This is a genomic window from Yersinia aleksiciae (assembly GCF_001047675.1).
Lineage (GTDB): Bacteria > Pseudomonadota > Gammaproteobacteria > Enterobacterales > Enterobacteriaceae > Yersinia > Yersinia aleksiciae.
Genome location: NZ_CP011975.1, coordinates 2,049,546 through 2,067,573, shown reverse-complemented (window position 1 = coordinate 2,067,573; position 18,028 = coordinate 2,049,546). Strand labels below are relative to the sequence as shown.

Sequence of the window (18,028 nt, the reverse complement as noted above, 5' to 3'; positions counted from 1 at the left end):
GCTACGTTAAACGCAAAATATTCTCTTGGTGTAGCGTGCGATATAAATAAATCAGCATCCAGTTATTGCTGTCAAATGAATCTCAGCAAACAGCTTAATTATCCGATATCTCTTGAATGTCATAGTGGCATTAAATATGCCCGTGGAATTAAAAATATCTGATTTAATCTTGTGTCGATGCAATATCGAGATAATCATGCTGAACTATCAATTAATGACCAAGGTTGCCATTAGTTTTTTGATATTAGGCCTAACGTGGGAGTTAATTTGTGCAAGGCTAGCGGCTCATTCGTAACAACATAAATTTAGCCGCTGAATTCTCTACCAGCGGCCAATCATTATCCTAATCCCATTATGCTTCAGGGCTTTCTACCTGTGTATGAAGGGGTCGCACGGGTGACTTACGTAACCAAATCCACCAAGCAAGAGTCATTAAGGCAACCCACGCCAAGCCAACATACAGGGCAATGCGGGTGTCAGGGAAATATCCCAGAATCGCTATGATGAATGCCATAAAGATAATGGTCAGAATCGGTGCCAATGGCCAAAACGGCACAGGGAAGGCCAGCTTGGCGACATTTTCTTTGCTCATTGAACGGCGCATCGCCACTTGCGATATCAGAATCATCAACCACACCCAAACCGTGGCGAAGGTCGCAATCGAGGCGATAATCAGGAACACATTTTTCGGGATCAGATAGTTCAGGACCACGCCACATAACAGCGCAATTGCCATCACCAAAATCGTCATCCAAGGCACGCCATTTCGTGTCAGGCGGCTAAAGCATTTAGGTGCCAGCCCTTCCTGCGCCATACCATACATCATGCGGCCAGCGCCGTAGATATCACTGTTAATCGCCGAAATAGCGGCAGTGATCACCACCAGATTGAGAATATTAGCGGCAGAGCTGATACCTAAGCTGCTGAAAATCTCGACAAATGGGCTGCCATTTTGCCCAATGCTATTCCACGGATAGATCGCCATCAGAACAAATAGTGTCAAAACATAGAACAGCAGAATACGCACTGGCACGGTATTAATGGCACGGGGTAATACTTTTTCCGGATTTTTCGCCTCACTGGCCGTCACCCCAATAATTTCGATGCCACCAAATGCAAACATCACTACCGCAAATGAGGCAATCACCCCCGTGATACCATTTGGCATAAACCCTTGGTGGGACCATAAGTTACTGACGCCAGTGCTCTCATGACCTGCACCAAAACCAAACATCATAATGCCCAAACCAGCGGCAATCATGGCAATAATCGCCGTTACTTTTAGCAAGGATAACCAGAACTCCATCTCGCCAAAAACTTTGACTGAGCAGAGATTTAGCGCACCAATAAAGAAAATAATACTCAGCACCCAAACCCACTGCGGAGCATCTGGGAACCACAGCCCCATATAGATGCCGAATGCAGTGACATCAGCCAGCGCCACGATAATCATCTCAAAGGTATAGGTCCAGCCGGTCAGAAAGCCCGCCAGTGGCCCAAGATAGCGGCTGGCATAGTGCCCAAACGAACCGGCAACCGGATCATGCACCGCCATCTCACCCAGTGCGCGCATCACCATAAACACAGCCGCACCACCAATCAGGTAAGCGAGTAAAACTGCTGGCCCCGCCAGGCGAATTGCCTCGGCAGAACCATAAAATAAGCCAGTACCTATGGCGGAACCTAACGCCATAAACCGGATATGTCGCGCACTGAGGCCGCGTTTCAGCGTGGATGAATCATTCTTCATGGTACATTCTCGCAAGATTTGTGCCCTTTCAGGCAGGGGTTCAGAGAGGGTGATCCCGTTAATCAGGATCACCTATAGGCAAAAATAATGACTGCTTTTTATTTATTAGAGGCTGGGTAGAAGATGCGGTGGCATCAACTCATTCATATGTCGCTGTGCAATGAGCTGGCTTGCAGCTTCAATATCGGGGGCAAAGAAACGGTCTTTTTCGTAGTAGGCCACATGCTGGCGCAATAGCTGGCGGGCTGGCTCCAATGCATCTGACGTTTTCAAGCCTTTACGCAAATCAAGTCCCTGACACGAGGCCAGCCACTCCACGGCCAAAATACCGCGTACGTTTTCAGCCATTTCCCACAAGCGTTTACCTGCGCGGGGAGCCATAGAGACATGATCCTCCTGATTCGCCGAGGTGGGAATACTGTCGACGCTGGAAGGGAATGCCAGCCCTTTATTCTCACTGGTTAGAGCCGCAGCAGTCACCTGCGCAATCATAAAGCCAGAGTTTACGCCGCCGTTCTCCACCAAGAATGGCGGCAACTGCGACATATGTTTATCCATGAGTAGCGAAATACGGCGCTCTGATAATGAACCGATTTCTGCCAGTGCCAACGCCAGATTATCTGCCGCCATCGCCACCGGTTCAGCATGGAAGTTACCACCAGATAACACATCGCCTTGCTCAGCAAAGACCAGTGGGTTATCTGATACCGCATTAGATTCGATAGCTAACACTTCAGCGGCCTGACGCATTTGAGTGAGACAAGCCCCCATCACCTGCGGCTGACAACGTAGAGAGTACGGATCTTGTACTTTATCGCAATTACGATGAGACTCGGACACTTCGCTACGGTCACCTAACAGATGACGGTAAGTACTGGCAGCATCAATCTGCCCGCGTTGGCCTCGTGCCGCATGGATACGGGCATCAAATGGGTTGCGAGAGCCTAATGCCGCTTCAACCGTCAAGCTGCCAAAGACAGAAGCCGCAGCATAAAGGTCTTCCGCCTCAAATAGGCCGCGCAGTGCATAAGCGGTAGAGACCTGAGTACCATTAAGGAGCGCCAGCCCCTCTTTTGCTGCCAGCGTGAGTGGCTGCAAACCGGCTTTGGTCAGCGCAGTGCGTGCATCCAGCCACTCCCCTTGATAACGGGCCTTGCCTTCACCGAGCAACAGCAAGCTCATATGGGCCAAGGGCGCCAGATCGCCAGAAGCACCTACAGAGCCTTTTAGCGGAATATGAGGGTAAACTTCGGCATTCACCAAGGCTATCAGTGCCTGAATAACCTCCAGTCGAATGCCCGAGAAGCCACGAGCCAGGCTGTTGATTTTCAACACCATAATCAGACGCACAATTGCATCGTCATTGGGTTCGCCAACACCCGCAGCGTGGGAAAGAACAATCGAGCGCTGTAGATTTTCTAAATCCTCCGTGGCAATACGGGTGGATGCCAATAGGCCGAACCCGGTATTGATGCCGTAAGCGGTGCGTTTCTCTGCCAATATGGCTTGCACACAATCCACACTTTGTTGAATGGGGGTGTAAGCACTATCATCCAGCATGATATGTACCGGATGCTGGTAAATATGCCGCAAATCAGCCAATGTCATCTGGCCTGGGTGCAGTGTCAATGTTTCCATGCTTGTTTTACTGTTTGTTTTCATGAAGGTTTCCTCTGGGTTGCGGCAACCATTGGCAGATTCAACCCCTGCTCTTGTGCACATTGAATGGCGATGTCATAACCCGCATCGGCATGACGCATCACACCAGTCGCGGGATCATTATGTAATACCCGGGCGATACGTTCGGCAGCTTCATCGCTGCCATCACACACCACCACCATGCCAGAATGCTGAGAGAAGCCCATCCCAACACCGCCCCCATGATGCAGCGAGACCCAAGTCGCGCCGCTGGCGGTATTCAGCAATGCATTGAGTAGCGGCCAGTCAGAGACGGCATCAGAACCGTCTTGCATGGCTTCAGTTTCACGATTGGGGCTGGAGACCGATCCGGAATCAAGATGGTCGCGACCGATCACAATCGGGGCCGACAGTTCGCCGCTGCGTACCATTTCGTTAAAGGCTAAGCCTAATTTAGCGCGCTGACCTAGACCGACCCAGCAAATACGCGCCGGTAGCCCTTGGAAGCTGATACGCTCACGAGCCATATCCAACCAATGATGCAAATGTTCATCATCAGGGATGAGTTCTTTGACCTTAGCATCTGTTTTATAAATATCGTCGGCGTTACCCGAGAGCGCGACCCAGCGGAATGGGCCAATACCACGGCAGAATAACGGCCGAATATAGGCGGGGACAAAGCCAGGAAAATCAAAGGCGTGAGTCACTCCCATGTCTTGCGCCATCTGACGAATATTATTACCGTAATCAAACGTTGGGATGCCCATATTGTGGAAGGCCAGCATCGCTTCAACATGTTCGGCCATCGAAGCCTTAGCGGCATTCACCACCAGCACTGGCTCACTTTGAGCGCGTTGGCGATACTCTTCCCAGCTCCAGCCTCTCGGCAGATAACCATTCAACGGATCATGCGCACTGGTTTGATCGGTCACCATATCCGGGCGAACACCACGGCGCACCAATTCAGGTAAAATCTCAGCCGCATTACCGCACAAGGCAATAGAAACTGCCTCACCCGCAGCGGTGTATTTCTTGATTCGCGCTAACGCATCATCCAAATCTGTAGCTTGTTCATCTACATAACGGGTTTTCAGACGAAAATCGATGCGGCTCTGCTGACACTCAATATTCAGGGAACAAGCACCGGCTAAAGTTGCCGCCAGCGGTTGTGCGCCGCCCATGCCACCTAGCCCTGCGGTTAATACCCAGCGCCCTTTCAGGCTACCGCCAAAATGCTGTCGTCCCGCCTCAACGAAGGTTTCATAGGTGCCCTGCACAATGCCTTGGCTACCGATATAGATCCAACTGCCCGCCGTCATTTGGCCGTACATGGCCAACCCTTTGGCGTCCAGTTCATTAAAATGCTCCCAATTAGCCCAATGAGGAACCAGATTTGAGTTGGCAATCAATACCCTAGGTGCATTACTGTGGGTTTTGAAGACACCGACGGGCTTACCAGACTGAATAAGTAAAGTCTCATCATCATTTAGCTGCGTCAGGCTTTCTACAATTTGGTCATAGCATTCCCAATTACGAGCTGCGCGGCCAATACCGCCGTAAACCACTAATTCTTTTGGATTCTCAGCCACTTCAGGATCAAGGTTGTTCATTAACATGCGCAGCGGGGCTTCGGTCAGCCAACTTTTGGCAGTAAGTTTTGTACCACGTGCGGCTCGAATCTCATTATCACGGAATCTGTTTTGGGCAGTCACGGCAATTTCCTTCAACCAGTTTTTCAGGTATCGACGACATTACTTCTGTTAAGCATTTATTAACATATACTCGTATAGACAAGTACAATCAAGTTCAGGAGAAACTGCAATACGCCATCAAACCCATAAAAAATAATTACGTTAATAACCTTAAAAATTAATCTGTTAGCTTTAATTCCATTTTTGACTAAGGTAGAAGAAAAGGATTTTTGACGTGTTTTTCTCTATAAAATCAGCATAAAATTGGTGTGTTTTTGCGCACGAAGTCACATATGGTTCACACATATTTTACATTACGACATCCTAAATGCGCGATACCTCGCAGCTGATTTGAGTGCTCGCCATTACCCGATTCATTATCTCTCCCCTCAGTTGGAATCAAAAAACAGACCTATTTCGCGCAAAATAAGTCAGAGATAAAAATCCGATCAGCGATACACACGAAAAATCATGCCGAAATAATAAATGGCGGGGGCTGCATACAGGGACAGGGATGATTTATAGATCTATAGATGACAGATGTATTCATACATCTAAAGCGGGTCGTTGGATGTGGTAATAGGTAAAGGTTTTCTCTAATAGCCGTTACCAGAATGATAAAAGCCCCAACTGCGTTAGTCAGGGCTTTTAAGGTACTACAAATTTAAAATTAAACATTAATCAACTTAATAACGTGATACTTATCTTCGTACTGTTTATAACGATGTACATGTTTCTACAGGAATATTTTCGCTTATTACTCACTTCCCTCCAATATATTAACTGAATGGTAACAATTCCCGTTTAGTTCATTTTAGCTATGTTCATGATAAGACAAGCTAAATTAGTACATCCCCTCGCGATATATACTCTTTGTTACGTGGCTTTACTTTCGTCGCGATATCCTCGATCTCATACCTATGTACACAAATCGCGAACATTACTATTAACAACAAAGCCTTAACTCATCGCGTTATCGTCCACAAAATGCGATTGTACAAATTTACTGCGTGGCCTTAAAACATCATCACAAGAGTTAATTATAAAAAAACCGTTGTGAATCTCACATAAAAAAATATTTCGTGACCTTTATCGCATTATTTAAATCTTGCTACATGGACACCGGCTAAATAAAATGTTTGCTACTAATTGCACCGGTGTTGAATTCCAATCTACTTGTTCTATATGAGATGTCAATACTGTTTTTAAGAACATGGTTTTATTATCAGTACTACTCTAAAATCACCATTTTTTATTAGCTCGAATTGTGCGCTAACTCATTATCTTAGCATGATAATTTTCAATACCCCTGCGTCACATCCATGTTGAGCTTTTTATGCTGACGCGGGGGTCTAATAAGCAGCAGAGTCATACGATGGTCTTTTCGTCTTAGTCAATTTTGAATAAATAGAACCCGTCGTAATATTTTTCAGTAATTTATACTTCAGCAAAAAATGTCCTGTATATAGTCGAGAATGATACCACGTAAAGAAAATGTGATTGACCCTGAGCAGCTTCACTTCTTTTAAAATGAAATACGCTGATTACATACCACTTCATGCTTTGGTGGTACTAACCCGCTAAAATCTTACTTCTCTCTACCGGTTCACTTAAGCACACGGCTACCTTCTATATTTCATCAATTTTAGGAATTTACTTAAATGAGCATAACAATATAAAAAATATCGTGTTTTATTATTTTTTTCATGCTTAACTTTCGTCTTGTGTCAAAATCTGAGAGTAGAAAGAACATTTAATATGATTATCGCTACTATCTAATCTCAGCTATGAAGAAATTACACATATACTTTATCAGTTGGATGGTCACGAGAGCGTCATGCTATAGAGGCCAAGATAACCATAATGATAGAGCAAGCCAGGGAAAGGACTGTTTTAACTACTGGCGAAGGTAACTAAAAGACACATAGATACTTTTTGGGGGATCGCGCATGTTCGAAGACCAAGACACATCGATCCTCAATACCTATTTTGGTACCCATAGTCCTTTTTGGCGACTCGCTTTTGACAGCCAAGCATTAGAGTTGTCTGCGATTAAAGGGACAACCAATATTGCGATTCCCCTTAATTCAGTTCAAACAATGAAAATCCGGGGCTTAACCGGTATTACTGCCAGTTTAGATGTAGAAATTGAAATTTATGGTCATCCACTCCATTTACACCTTGTCGGTCGCAAAATTAATGACAAAGAGTGGGGAGGAACAGCCTCCGCCTATGCTGATACCGAATCTGTCGCTCGCGATTTAGTGATGGGACTTTCTTTTGCAGAACAAGTCGTTTCCGAAGCGAATTCAGTTATCGTTATTCTCGATAAAGATGGCTACGTCCAACGCTTTAATCACCTCAGCGAAGAATATACCGGCAAAAAAGAACAAGATGTCATTGGCAAAAATGTCTATGACTTATTTATGACTGCCAAAGAGGGTGCATCCTCACGTAAGAATATTGAAGGCTTCTTCCAACGCGGCGCATCTTATGAAGTTGAACGTTGGATTAATACGGTAAAAGGGAAACGCCTCTTCTTATTCCGCAATAAGTTTGTTCACAGTGGCAGTGGCAAAAATGAACGTTATCTCATCTGTTCTGGAACTGATATTACCAAAGAGCGACGAGCTCAAGAGCGCCTCAGGATTTTAGCTAATACCGACATGATTACTGGTCTGCCTAATCGCCACGCGATTCATGAACGGATTAATAGCGCGATCCAAACTCGTGGTGACACCTCGGTGGGTATTATTTACCTCGATCTTGATAACTTTAAAAAAGTGAACGACCATTACGGTCATATGTTTGGCGACCGATTACTCAAAGATGTCTCGCTGGCTATTTTAAGTTGTTTAGAGGATAACGAAATGCTTGCCCGATTGGGCGGCGATGAGTTTATTGTGCTGGTCGAAAATGCCACCATGCAGGAACTAGAGGCAACCACACAGCGCATTCTCAACCGTATGAAGTCGCCTTTTAGAGTGGGATTGATCGAGGTATATACCGGCTGCTCTATTGGCATTGCATTATGCCCTGAGCACGGCGAAACACTGGAAAATATTATCCGCAGTGCGGACACGGCCATGTACACCGCGAAAGAACATGGCAAACGGACCTACTCAATCTTTTCACAAGAGATGAATAAAAAAGTATCTGAGTATGTATGGCTAGATACTAATCTGCGTAAAGGCTTAGAGCAGCATCAGTTACAAGTCTTTTATCAACCAAAAATATCCACACAAACCGGTAAAGTACATAGTGTCGAAGCATTAGTCCGATGGCTATCCCCTGAGCGCGGCTTAATCGCGCCTTTAGAGTTTATCTCATATGCAGAAGAGTCTGGGCTGATTGGGCCGCTAGGTAAATGGGTCCTGCAAACATCAATGCAGCAGGCAGTCGATTGGAAGAATCGAGGAATTAATCTGCGGGTAGCGGTAAATGTCTCTGCTCGGCAATTAATTGACGAGGCGATCGTCACCAGTTTTATTGAGTCTCTTGAAGCCAGCGAACTGGAATCTAGCTTAGTTGATGTGGAACTCACCGAAAGTTGCTTAATAGATGACGAAGATGCCGCTATCAACATTATGAAGCAGTTGCGCCACTTAGGGGCTCAAGTTCATTTGGATGATTTTGGTACAGGTTATTCTTCACTTTCCCAATTGGCGCGTATCCCTATTGATGCCATTAAGCTGGACCAAAGCTTTGTGCGCGGCATTGATAATAATCCTATCTCACAATCTCTGGTTCGAGCCATTATTGTTGTCGCCGAAGCCCTTAAAATGCGGGTCATTGCCGAAGGGGTGGAAACGACAGGGGAAGAGGAGTTCCTGGACTCTATTGGTATTAATGAAAAGCAGGGATTCCTTTACGCTAAACCAATGCCCGCAGATGAACTGGAGCATTGGTTGGTAACACAACACCCTCACCTTTTACTGGATTAGGTGCCAAAAACTATATTGCCTTTGGCATTGTCGAGGTATGGCGATCTTGTAACATCACCAAACGTTCAATATAGGCGATATCTTTTGGCTCAATAGAGAATGCAGAATCAACCCAATCCTCAGTAATATCCATTAATTCAGAACGTGTTAATTGCAAAACACGCTGCCGGACCCTAATCATGGCTCTCATACCATTTAGCTTAGGTCTTATCGTGTCTATAAAGGTGCGAGTTGCGAGGTATGCATCGCCCGGTTGAAATAATTTATCCACTAACCCACGGCTCTCATACCATTCAGCAGCATGGGGTTCACCGGTCCAAATCAGCTCTTCAGCCACTCGCATTCCGGCTTTTCTCGCAACAAGTGAATACCCCCCCATGCCAGGAAATAGATTAAAGGCAATCTCCGGAAAGCCCATTCTGGCAGTTGTTTGTGCCAGCACGAAATGATGGGCGAGTGCGGCTTCAAATCCTCCACCTAACGCACTGCCTTCAATCATCGCAATAGATATTGCACCAGTATCAAACCCGCGAGATGCCGCATGAACACAATCGACACAAGCGCGTGCATAGGCCATTAGCGCTTCACGCTTACGGCTGCGAATCATTTGTGCAAAAAAGCTTAAATCACCTCCCACATTAAACATATTGGGTACTACTGAGCCGGTTACCCAAAAATCAAAAGGTAATTTTGACTCTTTAGCGGCCTGAACTAACGTCATAATATTTTCAATTAATTCCAGGTTAAAACAAGGGCGCGGATGAGCACGCAGTAACATCCACATGATATTGCGCTCCTCTTCATAATAAGCCGATATTTGAGATAAATGACCGGCTTCAGTAAAAGGGCGGCAGCTAGGCAGATTAATCATATTCATATTCCATCCAATGAGTTAGTTGAACACAGAGAGTACTTTTTTAGCCTGAGCCTCCTTGAGGAAGCGCTAAACATGCCGCAATCGCAGCAATTTAAGCTGGCAGATAAATAGTGAGTCACTCAATGGATAAATGATGAAAAAGCAATAAAAATTTAAGTAACCGGAATTTTTTGGATACCGCTATACGATGCGTAGAATATATATTTTTAAGAGAGTTGAATTTCAGATGAAAAAAATCTGTTATTGCAGATAAAATGCTGACTGAATTTTATCCCTAACGGATTTCTTATGTTGCAAATTCTGCACTTTCTTCTGGCGTTGATTACGATTGCAATACTGGCATTACTGGCTAGCCGTGACCGTAAAAGCATCAGGCTACGCTATATTTTTCAATTGCTGATTATAGAAATTGCACTCGCGTATTTCTTTTTACACTCAGAAAGTGGCTTGGCCGCGATCACCTATTTTGCTGGATTATTCGAAGTATTGATGAAATTTGCCGCAGTAGGCACCAGTTTTGTTTTTGGTAACATGAATGAACAAGGATTAGCTTTTATATTCTTGAATGTTCTTTGCCCAATCATTTTCGTTTCCGCGCTAATTGGTATTTTGCAGCATTTTCGCATATTACCACTCATCATCCGGGTAGTCGGTACCTTACTGTCCAAAGTTAATGGGATGGGTAAACTAGAATCTTTTAATGCCGTAAGCACATTGATTCTAGGGCAATCAGAGAATTTTATTGCCTACAAAGGCATTATTGCTGATATATCGCCGCGTAGAATGTACACCATGGCGGCGACAGCGATGTCGACAGTATCCATGTCAATTGTAAGTGCTTATATGACCATGCTTGAACCAAAATTTGTGGTAACGGCGCTAATATTGAATATGTTTAGTACTTTTATTGTTCTTTCTATTATTAACCCCTATCCAGCTACTGATGAACCCGAATTAAAGCTCAATAAGCTTCATGAAGACCAAAGCTTTTTTGAAATGTTGGGGGAGTATATTCTGGCTGGATTTAAAATTGCGATGATTATAGCCGCAATGTTAATCGGGTTTATTGCTATCATTTCTGCTATTAATGCTTTATTTAGCAGCTTATTCCATATTAGCTTCCAAGGTGTACTGGGATATCTATTTTATCCACTGGCGTTCCTGATTGGCATCCCTGCGCAAGATGCCTTGCAGGCTGGGAGTATTATGGCAACCAAACTGGTCGCTAATGAATTTGTTGCCATGATTGAGCTGAAAAAGGTTGCGGCTGAAATGTCTCCGCGCGGTTTAGGCATTCTTTCTGTGTTTTTAGTCTCTTTTGCTAACTTTGCCTCTATTGGGATAGTGGCAGGTGCTATTAAGGGGCTAAACGAAAAACAGGGGAATGTGGTCTCGCGCTTTGGGTTAAAACTGGTATATGGTTCAACATTAGTCAGCTTACTTTCCGCTGCCGTTGCTGGACTTATTCTGTAGCCGGACATAATAGATGATGCTCTCGGCCTTTTACCTCTCGTCAATTAGAGATAAAAGGCCGAATATTCGCACGAGAACATCACTGCCGGAGCTACACTGCTAGAAATTCACTGCTAAAAATCGACGCACACGCGAGTATCAACCCGCATTACCGACTCTTGCGCAAACTGCTGTTTATAGCGGGAGCGCAGAGCTTCAATATCAGCGTCTTTATCATTTTTATGGATAAGCACCAACGCCTTGCTACTCTCTTTGGCGACACGACCATCATTTCCTAACCATTGCCCTTTAGCATCAATGACGGTCAGCCCCTCTTTAAAGCGACTGGTCACATCATTATCCACAAAAGACTGCCATTCCGTCGTAGTAATAGCGGGGCCATGAGGGCGATTCAAGCCGAAATAGAGTGTCGTTTGTGCCATCGGCTCACCTTTAATACAGACCGGAGGTGAGACTTTCTCTGTTGCTATGTCAGCATGGACAGGGCGATCAATACAACCACTCAGTAATACGCCAGCAGCAATCATGCCGGTAAACAATACAGCCCGATAGTGGAACCGATTAACCCGCTTATCCATGAACAAATCTCACTGAAATAAAAGATAAAAACTACCATCGGATAAGGAGCTCTGCAATCAGACTGAGCGATCATGAAATAGGCTCGCCAGCTCCCGCGCCGAATCCAAACCGCTACATTTACCCTAGAAATATTAATGATAAATGATTATATACATGATTTTTTATCTATATGTATTAGATAGATAGTTAAAAAAAAGATTAGATTAAATAATCATAAAATCATGACTTAGAAAATCTCAGTCGCGACAACCAACCTGAGTGATTACTCTGCGACCTTTGCAGCCCTTAAGAAATTTGACTCATTATGCTACTTAGCGTGCTTTATATTATTGGTATTACAGCCGAAGCCATGACAGGGGCGTTGGCTGCTGGCCGTCGCCAAATGGATATGTTTGGCGTCATTATCATTGCGTCTGCCACGGCAATCGGCGGTGGTTCGGTTAGAGATATGCTGCTGGGTCATTATCCACTTGGTTGGGTTAAGCACCCTGAATACATTGTGATTGTCGCCGTTGCTGCGATTGTGACAACCTGGATGGCGCCTTTAATGAAACACTTGCGTCACTTATTTCTTGTGCTTGATGCTATTGGGCTGATTGTTTTTTCCATTATTGGCGCACAAATTGCCCTCGACATGGGCCATAGTACGATTATTGCTGCCATTGCCGCAGTGATTACCGGCGTCTTTGGCGGTGTCTTACGCGACATGTTTTGTAACTGCATCCCATTGGTGTTTCAGAAAGAGATCTATGCCGGTATCTCATTTGCTGCCGCTTGGATCTACATTGCTCTGCAATACACACCGCTCTCCCATAACTGGGTGATCATCATTACCCTTATCACTGGACTAAGCGCTCGATTGTTGGCATTAAGATTCCGCCTTGGTCTGCCCGTTTTCAAATATGATCACTCAGAACACTGAGCCAGACTCGCAGAAGTTTTACTCTTCGGGCCGGAACCCCGCAATATGTTGTTTCGATAAGAAATCCGCCATCGCTTGCACCTCTGGGTGATGTAAGAAATGATTAATCTGTTTCGCCCGCATCGGCCCGATACCCGACCTTAAGCGCCACTCGTCGATGCTTTTTCGCTGCAAAGAGTCCCAATGGGCATCACTGGATGCCAACTGGGGGAATCCCAATGCCTGTAGCCACTGAGAAAATGGCTTCTGCGTTGTGCGTTGAAACTGTTGATAAATATTCTCTGCTCGCTCACGACTTACCCCAGGAATATCCGCTAGTTGGTCTGTTGTCAGTGATAACCACCCGACCAAATCTTTGACCAGCCCATGGTGGATAAGCTCTCGCCAAAGCCCACCGCTAATGTTATGCATATCCAGCCCTTTTGGGCCACTGAGCCATATCAAGCGAGATAAAAATTGTGGCTCGCACTCGCGTGGCAAGTGACGAAAGCAACTCAATTGATGAAACTTATCTCCATTTGGCGGGGTGAACTCATGGCGCTGGCTGACTCGCCAAACGACATTATCTAGCCTTGGAATACCCTGCCCAGCCAGAGTAATGGTGACTTGATCTCCGGTGGTGATATCCCATTGTCGCCAACGCGCAATAGAACCAATATTCACTCGCCGAATCCATTTATCATCAATTTTTACCGGTGAAACCTGCAAAACCACGGTGATTTTACCGGTGCGGCCAATCGTAAAATGGATATCTTTTATTTCCGTCATTTGCTGCTGTGGCGGGTATTTCCACGCCACCGACCATGGCCCTGGAACAGCCTGCCAATAGCGTCCGGCCGGCTCTTCCTCTTGTCGGATAACAATACCATCAGTCACAAAAGGCAGAGGGGTTTGATGCCAGTGCTCCCGCCACTGAGCAACATCCATGACTGAAGTGACGGATTTGCTGTATTCCGCGGTCAAAGGGAAGCCCATTTCCTGCAATTGCGTGTTTTTTTCCATTATGCTGTTCGGCCCGTCGGGCCACGCCCAAATAAAAATGCCAAGTTGAGCCAGTAAAGGGGACGACGATTTGCGCATCAGCGCACCCGCGACTGAAGAACGAGCATTGACACCGCCAAACTGGGCTTGGTTATGCCCTTCCATCTGTAGAAACAACTCCCCTTGCAGTGTTAGTAAAGGGGGAGCTGCTGCAATCGAGTGAGGAATGGCAGCAATAAAGGGAGCTTTGTCGCTCCAGTTCTGGCCCTTCAATCCATCTCCCCGGCTGAGAAGTTGCGTCAGCTTTCCGTTCTGGTAAACCAGTGTCACTGCAACGCCATCGACTTTGGGTTGCACCCAGAGTTTTTCCCGCCGCTGCATCCAATTAGTCAGCTCAGCTTCATCTTTCAGTTTTTTTAATCCGGTATGGGCAACAGGATGAGAAAACTTCCCGTGACCCGGTACTCTTTTGCTTTCCGTATCGTCGGGCTGACCACGGCAAGCCTGCCATCCCTGTAATTTAGCCTGTAATTGATCGTAGATATCATCCGCAAGTAGGCTAACCCCCTGTTGATGGTATGCCGCATCCCATTTATCCAACTGCTTTTGGAGAGAATTGGCCTCAAGCGACACTCTTTCTGCTGACCACTCTGAGCAGCCAGATACCGCACTGGCCCCCCAACTTATAAATCCAATCATCAGCAAGCTTAGTATTTGTATATTCGACATATTCATAGGCACCTTTCCTTGGAGGAAGGCAGTAAACCCTGAAATGTCTTATCCGTCGAAGGCCAAAAACGTTAAATGCGCAGGCTACCGAACAATACTTTTCTATTTGCTGCAACAAGTCGAAATTACGCAATCTTCCCCGCAAAATCAGAAATCCGGGCTGTTTATAGACAAAACATTCAGGTGAAATGTGTTGTAACGCTGCATGACGCGTAACAGCCGTGTATACTGTGCGGAGATTCACACTTCTGCTTTCTATATACACCCAAAGTAATTGGAGTTACGGGTAGGCAGCGAGAGCCGCTAACACCGTTGCAACTTCGAGTAAGAAGGGTATATCAACCTAATCAACTGAAACGTCATCATGGTCCAAGGCACGCTATACATTGTTTCCGCACCCAGTGGGGCAGGGAAATCAAGCCTGATTCAGGCTTTGTTAAAAACACAACCGTTGTACGACACGCAGGTTTCTATTTCTCATACCACGCGTGCTAAACGTCCGGGTGAGAATCACGGTGAGCATTACTTCTTTGTTTCTGAAGAAGAGTTTTGCCAGATGATTGATGACGACGCTTTTCTTGAACATGCCAAGGTTTTTGAAAACTACTACGGCACTTCACGTTTGGCGATTGAGCAGGTTCTCGCAACCGGGGTTGATGTATTTTTAGATATCGACTGGCAAGGCGCGCAGCAAATTCGCGCAAAAATGCCAACCGCGCGCAGTATTTTTATTTTGCCCCCCTCCAAAGAAGAGTTGGATCGCCGCTTACGTGGCCGTGGGCAAGATAGCGAAGAGGTTATCGCAAAGCGTATGGCGCAAGCTGTCGCCGAGATGGCTCATTATGCAGAGTATGATTATTTAATCGTAAATGATGATTTCAATCTGGCATTATCGGATCTGAAAACCATTATTCGCGCAGAACGACTGCGTTTAGGCCGCCAGAAACAGCGGCATGACGCTTTAATCAGCAAATTATTGGCAGACTGAACAGAGTTTCAGTATCATGCCCAGTCATTTCGTCACCTGTGGAGTAGCAGAATTATGGCACGCGTAACTGTTCAAGACGCTGTAGAGAAAATTGGTAACCGTTTTGACCTGGTGTTGGTCGCTGCTCGTCGGGCACGTCAAATCCAGTCCGGCGGCAAAGACGCACTGGTTCCAGAAGAGAACGATAAAGTTACTGTGATTGCGCTGCGCGAAATCGAAGAAGGTCTGATTACTAATCAGATTCTCGATGTTCGTGAACGCCAAGAGCAGCAAGAGCAGGAAGCCGCAGAGATCCAAGCGGTTACCGCGATTGCTGAAGGTCGTCGTTAATTAGACTGCGAGTCTGCCTTGTACCTGTTTGAAAGCCTGAATCTGCTGATTCAACGTTACCTGCCAGAGGAGCAGATTAAGCGCCTCAAACAGGCATATCTTGTTGCACGTGATGCTCACGAGGGGCAGACACGCTCCAGCGGTGAGCCTTATATCACTCACCCAGTTGCTGTGGCCTGTATTCTCGCGGAGATGCGGCTCGATTACGAAACCTTAATGGCGGCGTTACTACATGACGTCATTGAAGACACCCCTGCCACATATCAAGATATGGAGCAGTTGTTTGGGAAGAGCGTAGCCGAACTGGTCGAGGGTGTATCTAAACTCGATAAACTGAACTTCCGTGATAAGAAAGAGGCTCAGGCGGAAAACTTCCGCAAAATGATCATGGCAATGGTGCAGGATATCCGCGTCATTTTGATCAAACTAGCTGACCGCACACATAATATGCGAACGCTGGGTTCATTACGCCCAGATAAACGTCGCCGCATTGCCCGCGAAACCCTTGAAATATACAGCCCACTTGCTCATCGGCTGGGTATTCACCATTTAAAAACCGAGCTGGAAGAGCTGGGTTTTGAAGCGCTCTACCCCAATCGCTACCGCGTCATCAAAGAAGTGGTGAAAGCCGCGCGCGGTAACCGCAAAGAGATGATTCAGAAAATCTTGGCGGAGATTGAAGGGCGTCTGACTGAGGCGGGGATCCCTTGTCGGGTCAGTGGTCGTGAAAAGCACCTCTATTCCATCTATTGCAAGATGAACCTGAAAGAGCAGCGCTTTCACTCCATCATGGACATCTATGCGTTCCGGGTTATCGTCAAAGAAGTTGATACTTGTTACCGCGTGCTGGGTCAGGCTCACAGTCTGTATAAACCTCGCCCTGGTCGAGTAAAAGACTATATCGCCATCCCTAAAGCTAACGGCTATCAATCGCTACATACCTCATTAATCGGTCCTCATGGGGTGCCGGTCGAGGTGCAAATCCGTACTGAAGATATGGATCAGATGGCCGAAATGGGGGTTGCTGCACACTGGGCTTATAAAGAGCAGGGTGAATCCGGCACCACCGCACAAATCCGCGCTCAGCGCTGGATGCAGAGCTTGCTGGAGTTACAGCAAAGTGCGGGCAGCTCATTTGAATTTATTGAAAGCGTGAAGTCCGATCTCTTCCCTGATGAGATTTATGTTTTCACTCCGGAAGGTCGCATTGTTGAGCTACCTGCCGGTGCGACACCTGTCGACTTTGCCTATGCCGTGCATACCGATATCGGTCACGCCTGCGTCGGTGCCCGTGTTGACCGCCAACCCTACCCACTTTCTCAGCCCCTTAGCAGTGGTCAAACCGTTGAGATCATTACCGCACCGGGCGCACGGCCAAATGCCGCTTGGCTGAATTTTGTTGTCAGTTCAAAAGCGCGCGCCAAAATTCGTCAGTTACTGAAAAACCTGAAGCGTGATGAATCGGTGAGCCTTGGCCGTCGGTTACTGAATCATGCATTGGGCAATGGTCGTAAGCTGGCTGATATTCCTGAAGAGAATATCAAGCATGAGCTGGAGCGCATGAAGCTGGCGACGCTGGATGATTTGCTGGCAGAGATTGGTCTTGGCAATGCGATGAGTGTGGTGGTGGCTAAAAACCTGTTGGGTGACCCATCTACACTGGCAACTTCCGGAACACGCAATCTGGCCATCAAAGGTGCTGATGGTGTATTGATCACCTTTGCCAAATGCTGCCGTCCGATTCCAGGCGACCCGATTATTGCCCATATCAGCCCGGGTAAAGGTTTGGTCATCCATCACGAATCTTGTCGTAACATCCGTGGCTACCAAAAAGAGCCTGAGAAGTTTATGGCGGTTGAGTGGGATCAGGAGACTGAACAAGAGTTTATCGCTGAAATTAAAGTCGATATGTTCAACCAACAAGGTGCGCTGGCAAATCTCACGGCGGCAATTAATGCAGCCGAATCTAATATTCAGAGCCTGAATACCGAAGAGAAAGATGGTCGGGTATACAGCGCCTTTATTCGCCTGACTACCCGTGACCGGGTCCATCTGGCTAACATTATGCGTAAAATTCGTATCATGCCGGATGTGGTTAAAGTCAGCCGAAACCGTAATTAACGCCT

The 18,028-nt window shown here is 46.3% G+C and carries 12 protein-coding genes; 6 read left to right on the top strand and 6 right to left on the bottom strand.

Translation table 11 applies throughout. The features are described 5' to 3' along the window. Nucleotides 1–352: 352 nt before the first annotated feature. The 3 genes from ACZ76_RS09355 to hutU form a co-directional block, all read right to left on the bottom strand. Nucleotides 353–1,750: an amino acid permease gene (locus ACZ76_RS09355; RefSeq protein WP_048618712.1), complete on the bottom strand. Its 1,398-nt coding sequence runs from the start codon at nt 1,748–1,750 to the stop codon at nt 353–355. A 105-nt stretch (nt 1,751–1,855) separates the two neighbouring features. After that, entirely contained in the window at nt 1,856–3,388 is a 1,533-nt protein-coding gene (gene hutH, locus ACZ76_RS09350; protein WP_048620248.1) for a histidine ammonia-lyase, read from the bottom strand. A gap of 20 nt (nt 3,389–3,408) precedes the next feature. Then, nucleotides 3,409–5,100, bottom strand: coding sequence for a urocanate hydratase (gene hutU, locus ACZ76_RS09345; RefSeq protein ID WP_048618711.1), 1,692 nt, complete (start codon nt 5,098–5,100; stop codon nt 3,409–3,411). 1,928 nt (nt 5,101–7,028) lie between these two features. Between hutU and pdeR the strand changes: the two genes are divergently transcribed. Next, on the top strand, nt 7,029–9,023 hold the full coding sequence (pdeR, locus tag ACZ76_RS09340) for a cyclic di-GMP phosphodiesterase (protein WP_048618710.1): 1,995 nt from the start codon (nt 7,029–7,031) through the stop codon (nt 9,021–9,023). 10 nt (nt 9,024–9,033) lie between these two features. Here pdeR and ACZ76_RS09335 read toward each other — a convergent pair whose 3' ends face one another. Beyond that, nucleotides 9,034–9,900 (bottom strand): crotonase/enoyl-CoA hydratase family protein, encoded by an 867-nt coding sequence (locus ACZ76_RS09335; protein ID WP_048618709.1) that lies wholly within the window; start codon nt 9,898–9,900, stop codon nt 9,034–9,036. A 288-nt stretch (nt 9,901–10,188) separates the two neighbouring features. Here ACZ76_RS09335 and ACZ76_RS09330 point away from each other — a divergent pair, with 288 nt between their 5' ends. Beyond that, nucleotides 10,189–11,373 carry a NupC/NupG family nucleoside CNT transporter gene (locus ACZ76_RS09330; RefSeq protein WP_048618708.1) on the top strand — a complete coding sequence of 395 codons (1,185 nt, stop codon included), beginning with the start codon at nt 10,189–10,191 and terminating at the stop codon, nt 11,371–11,373. Nucleotides 11,374–11,486: 113 nt separating this feature from the next. On the opposite strand, the gene ACZ76_RS09325 is transcribed toward ACZ76_RS09330, so the two are convergent. Beyond that, nucleotides 11,487–11,951, bottom strand: a complete 465-nt coding sequence (locus ACZ76_RS09325) for a DUF3574 domain-containing protein (RefSeq protein WP_048618707.1) — start codon at nt 11,949–11,951, stop codon at nt 11,487–11,489. Nucleotides 11,952–12,256: 305 nt separating this feature from the next. Between ACZ76_RS09325 and ACZ76_RS09320 the strand changes: the two genes are divergently transcribed. Beyond that, on the top strand, nt 12,257–12,874 hold the full coding sequence (locus ACZ76_RS09320; RefSeq protein ID WP_048618706.1) for a trimeric intracellular cation channel family protein: 618 nt from the start codon (nt 12,257–12,259) through the stop codon (nt 12,872–12,874). A gap of 18 nt (nt 12,875–12,892) precedes the next feature. Here the strand turns inward: ACZ76_RS09320 and ligB are convergent, their stop codons facing one another. Beyond that, nucleotides 12,893–14,590 carry an NAD-dependent DNA ligase LigB gene (gene ligB, locus ACZ76_RS09315; RefSeq protein ID WP_048618705.1) on the bottom strand — a complete coding sequence of 566 codons (1,698 nt, stop codon included), beginning with the start codon at nt 14,588–14,590 and terminating at the stop codon, nt 12,893–12,895. Between the two features lie 358 nt (nt 14,591–14,948). Here ligB and gmk point away from each other — a divergent pair, with 358 nt between their 5' ends. The 3 genes from gmk to spoT are packed head-to-tail and all read left to right on the top strand — an operon-like array spanning nt 14,949 to nt 18,023. After that, nucleotides 14,949–15,572: a guanylate kinase gene (gmk, locus tag ACZ76_RS09310; RefSeq protein WP_048618704.1), complete on the top strand. Its 624-nt coding sequence runs from the start codon at nt 14,949–14,951 to the stop codon at nt 15,570–15,572. Between the two features lie 54 nt (nt 15,573–15,626). Further along, the gene (rpoZ, locus tag ACZ76_RS09305) at nt 15,627–15,902 is read left to right on the top strand and encodes a DNA-directed RNA polymerase subunit omega (RefSeq protein ID WP_004392061.1); all 276 of its coding nucleotides are present in this window, start codon (nt 15,627–15,629) and stop codon (nt 15,900–15,902) included. Nucleotides 15,903–15,920: 18 nt separating this feature from the next. Next, the gene (gene spoT, locus ACZ76_RS09300) at nt 15,921–18,023 is read left to right on the top strand and encodes a bifunctional GTP diphosphokinase/guanosine-3',5'-bis pyrophosphate 3'-pyrophosphohydrolase (protein ID WP_048618703.1); all 2,103 of its coding nucleotides are present in this window, start codon (nt 15,921–15,923) and stop codon (nt 18,021–18,023) included. Nucleotides 18,024–18,028 lie beyond the last annotated feature (5 nt).

Excerpts from the sequence above, each read along its gene's own strand:
- ACZ76_RS09355 (WP_048618712.1), bottom strand. The coding sequence starts at position 1,750 with ATGAAGAATGATTCATCCACGCTGAAACGCGGCCTCAGTGCGCGACAT.
- hutH (WP_048620248.1), bottom strand. The coding sequence starts at position 3,388 with ATGGAAACATTGACACTGCACCCAGGCCAGATGACATTGGCTGATTTG.
- pdeR (WP_048618710.1), top strand. The coding sequence starts at position 7,029 with ATGTTCGAAGACCAAGACACATCGATCCTCAATACCTATTTTGGTACC.
- ACZ76_RS09335 (WP_048618709.1), bottom strand. The coding sequence starts at position 9,900 with ATGAATATGATTAATCTGCCTAGCTGCCGCCCTTTTACTGAAGCCGGT.
- ACZ76_RS09330 (WP_048618708.1), top strand. The coding sequence starts at position 10,189 with ATGTTGCAAATTCTGCACTTTCTTCTGGCGTTGATTACGATTGCAATA.
- ACZ76_RS09325 (WP_048618707.1), bottom strand. The coding sequence starts at position 11,951 with ATGGATAAGCGGGTTAATCGGTTCCACTATCGGGCTGTATTGTTTACC.
- ACZ76_RS09320 (WP_048618706.1), top strand. The coding sequence starts at position 12,257 with ATGCTACTTAGCGTGCTTTATATTATTGGTATTACAGCCGAAGCCATG.
- ligB (WP_048618705.1), bottom strand. The coding sequence starts at position 14,590 with ATGAATATGTCGAATATACAAATACTAAGCTTGCTGATGATTGGATTT.
- gmk (WP_048618704.1), top strand. The coding sequence starts at position 14,949 with ATGGTCCAAGGCACGCTATACATTGTTTCCGCACCCAGTGGGGCAGGG.
- rpoZ (WP_004392061.1), top strand. The coding sequence starts at position 15,627 with ATGGCACGCGTAACTGTTCAAGACGCTGTAGAGAAAATTGGTAACCGT.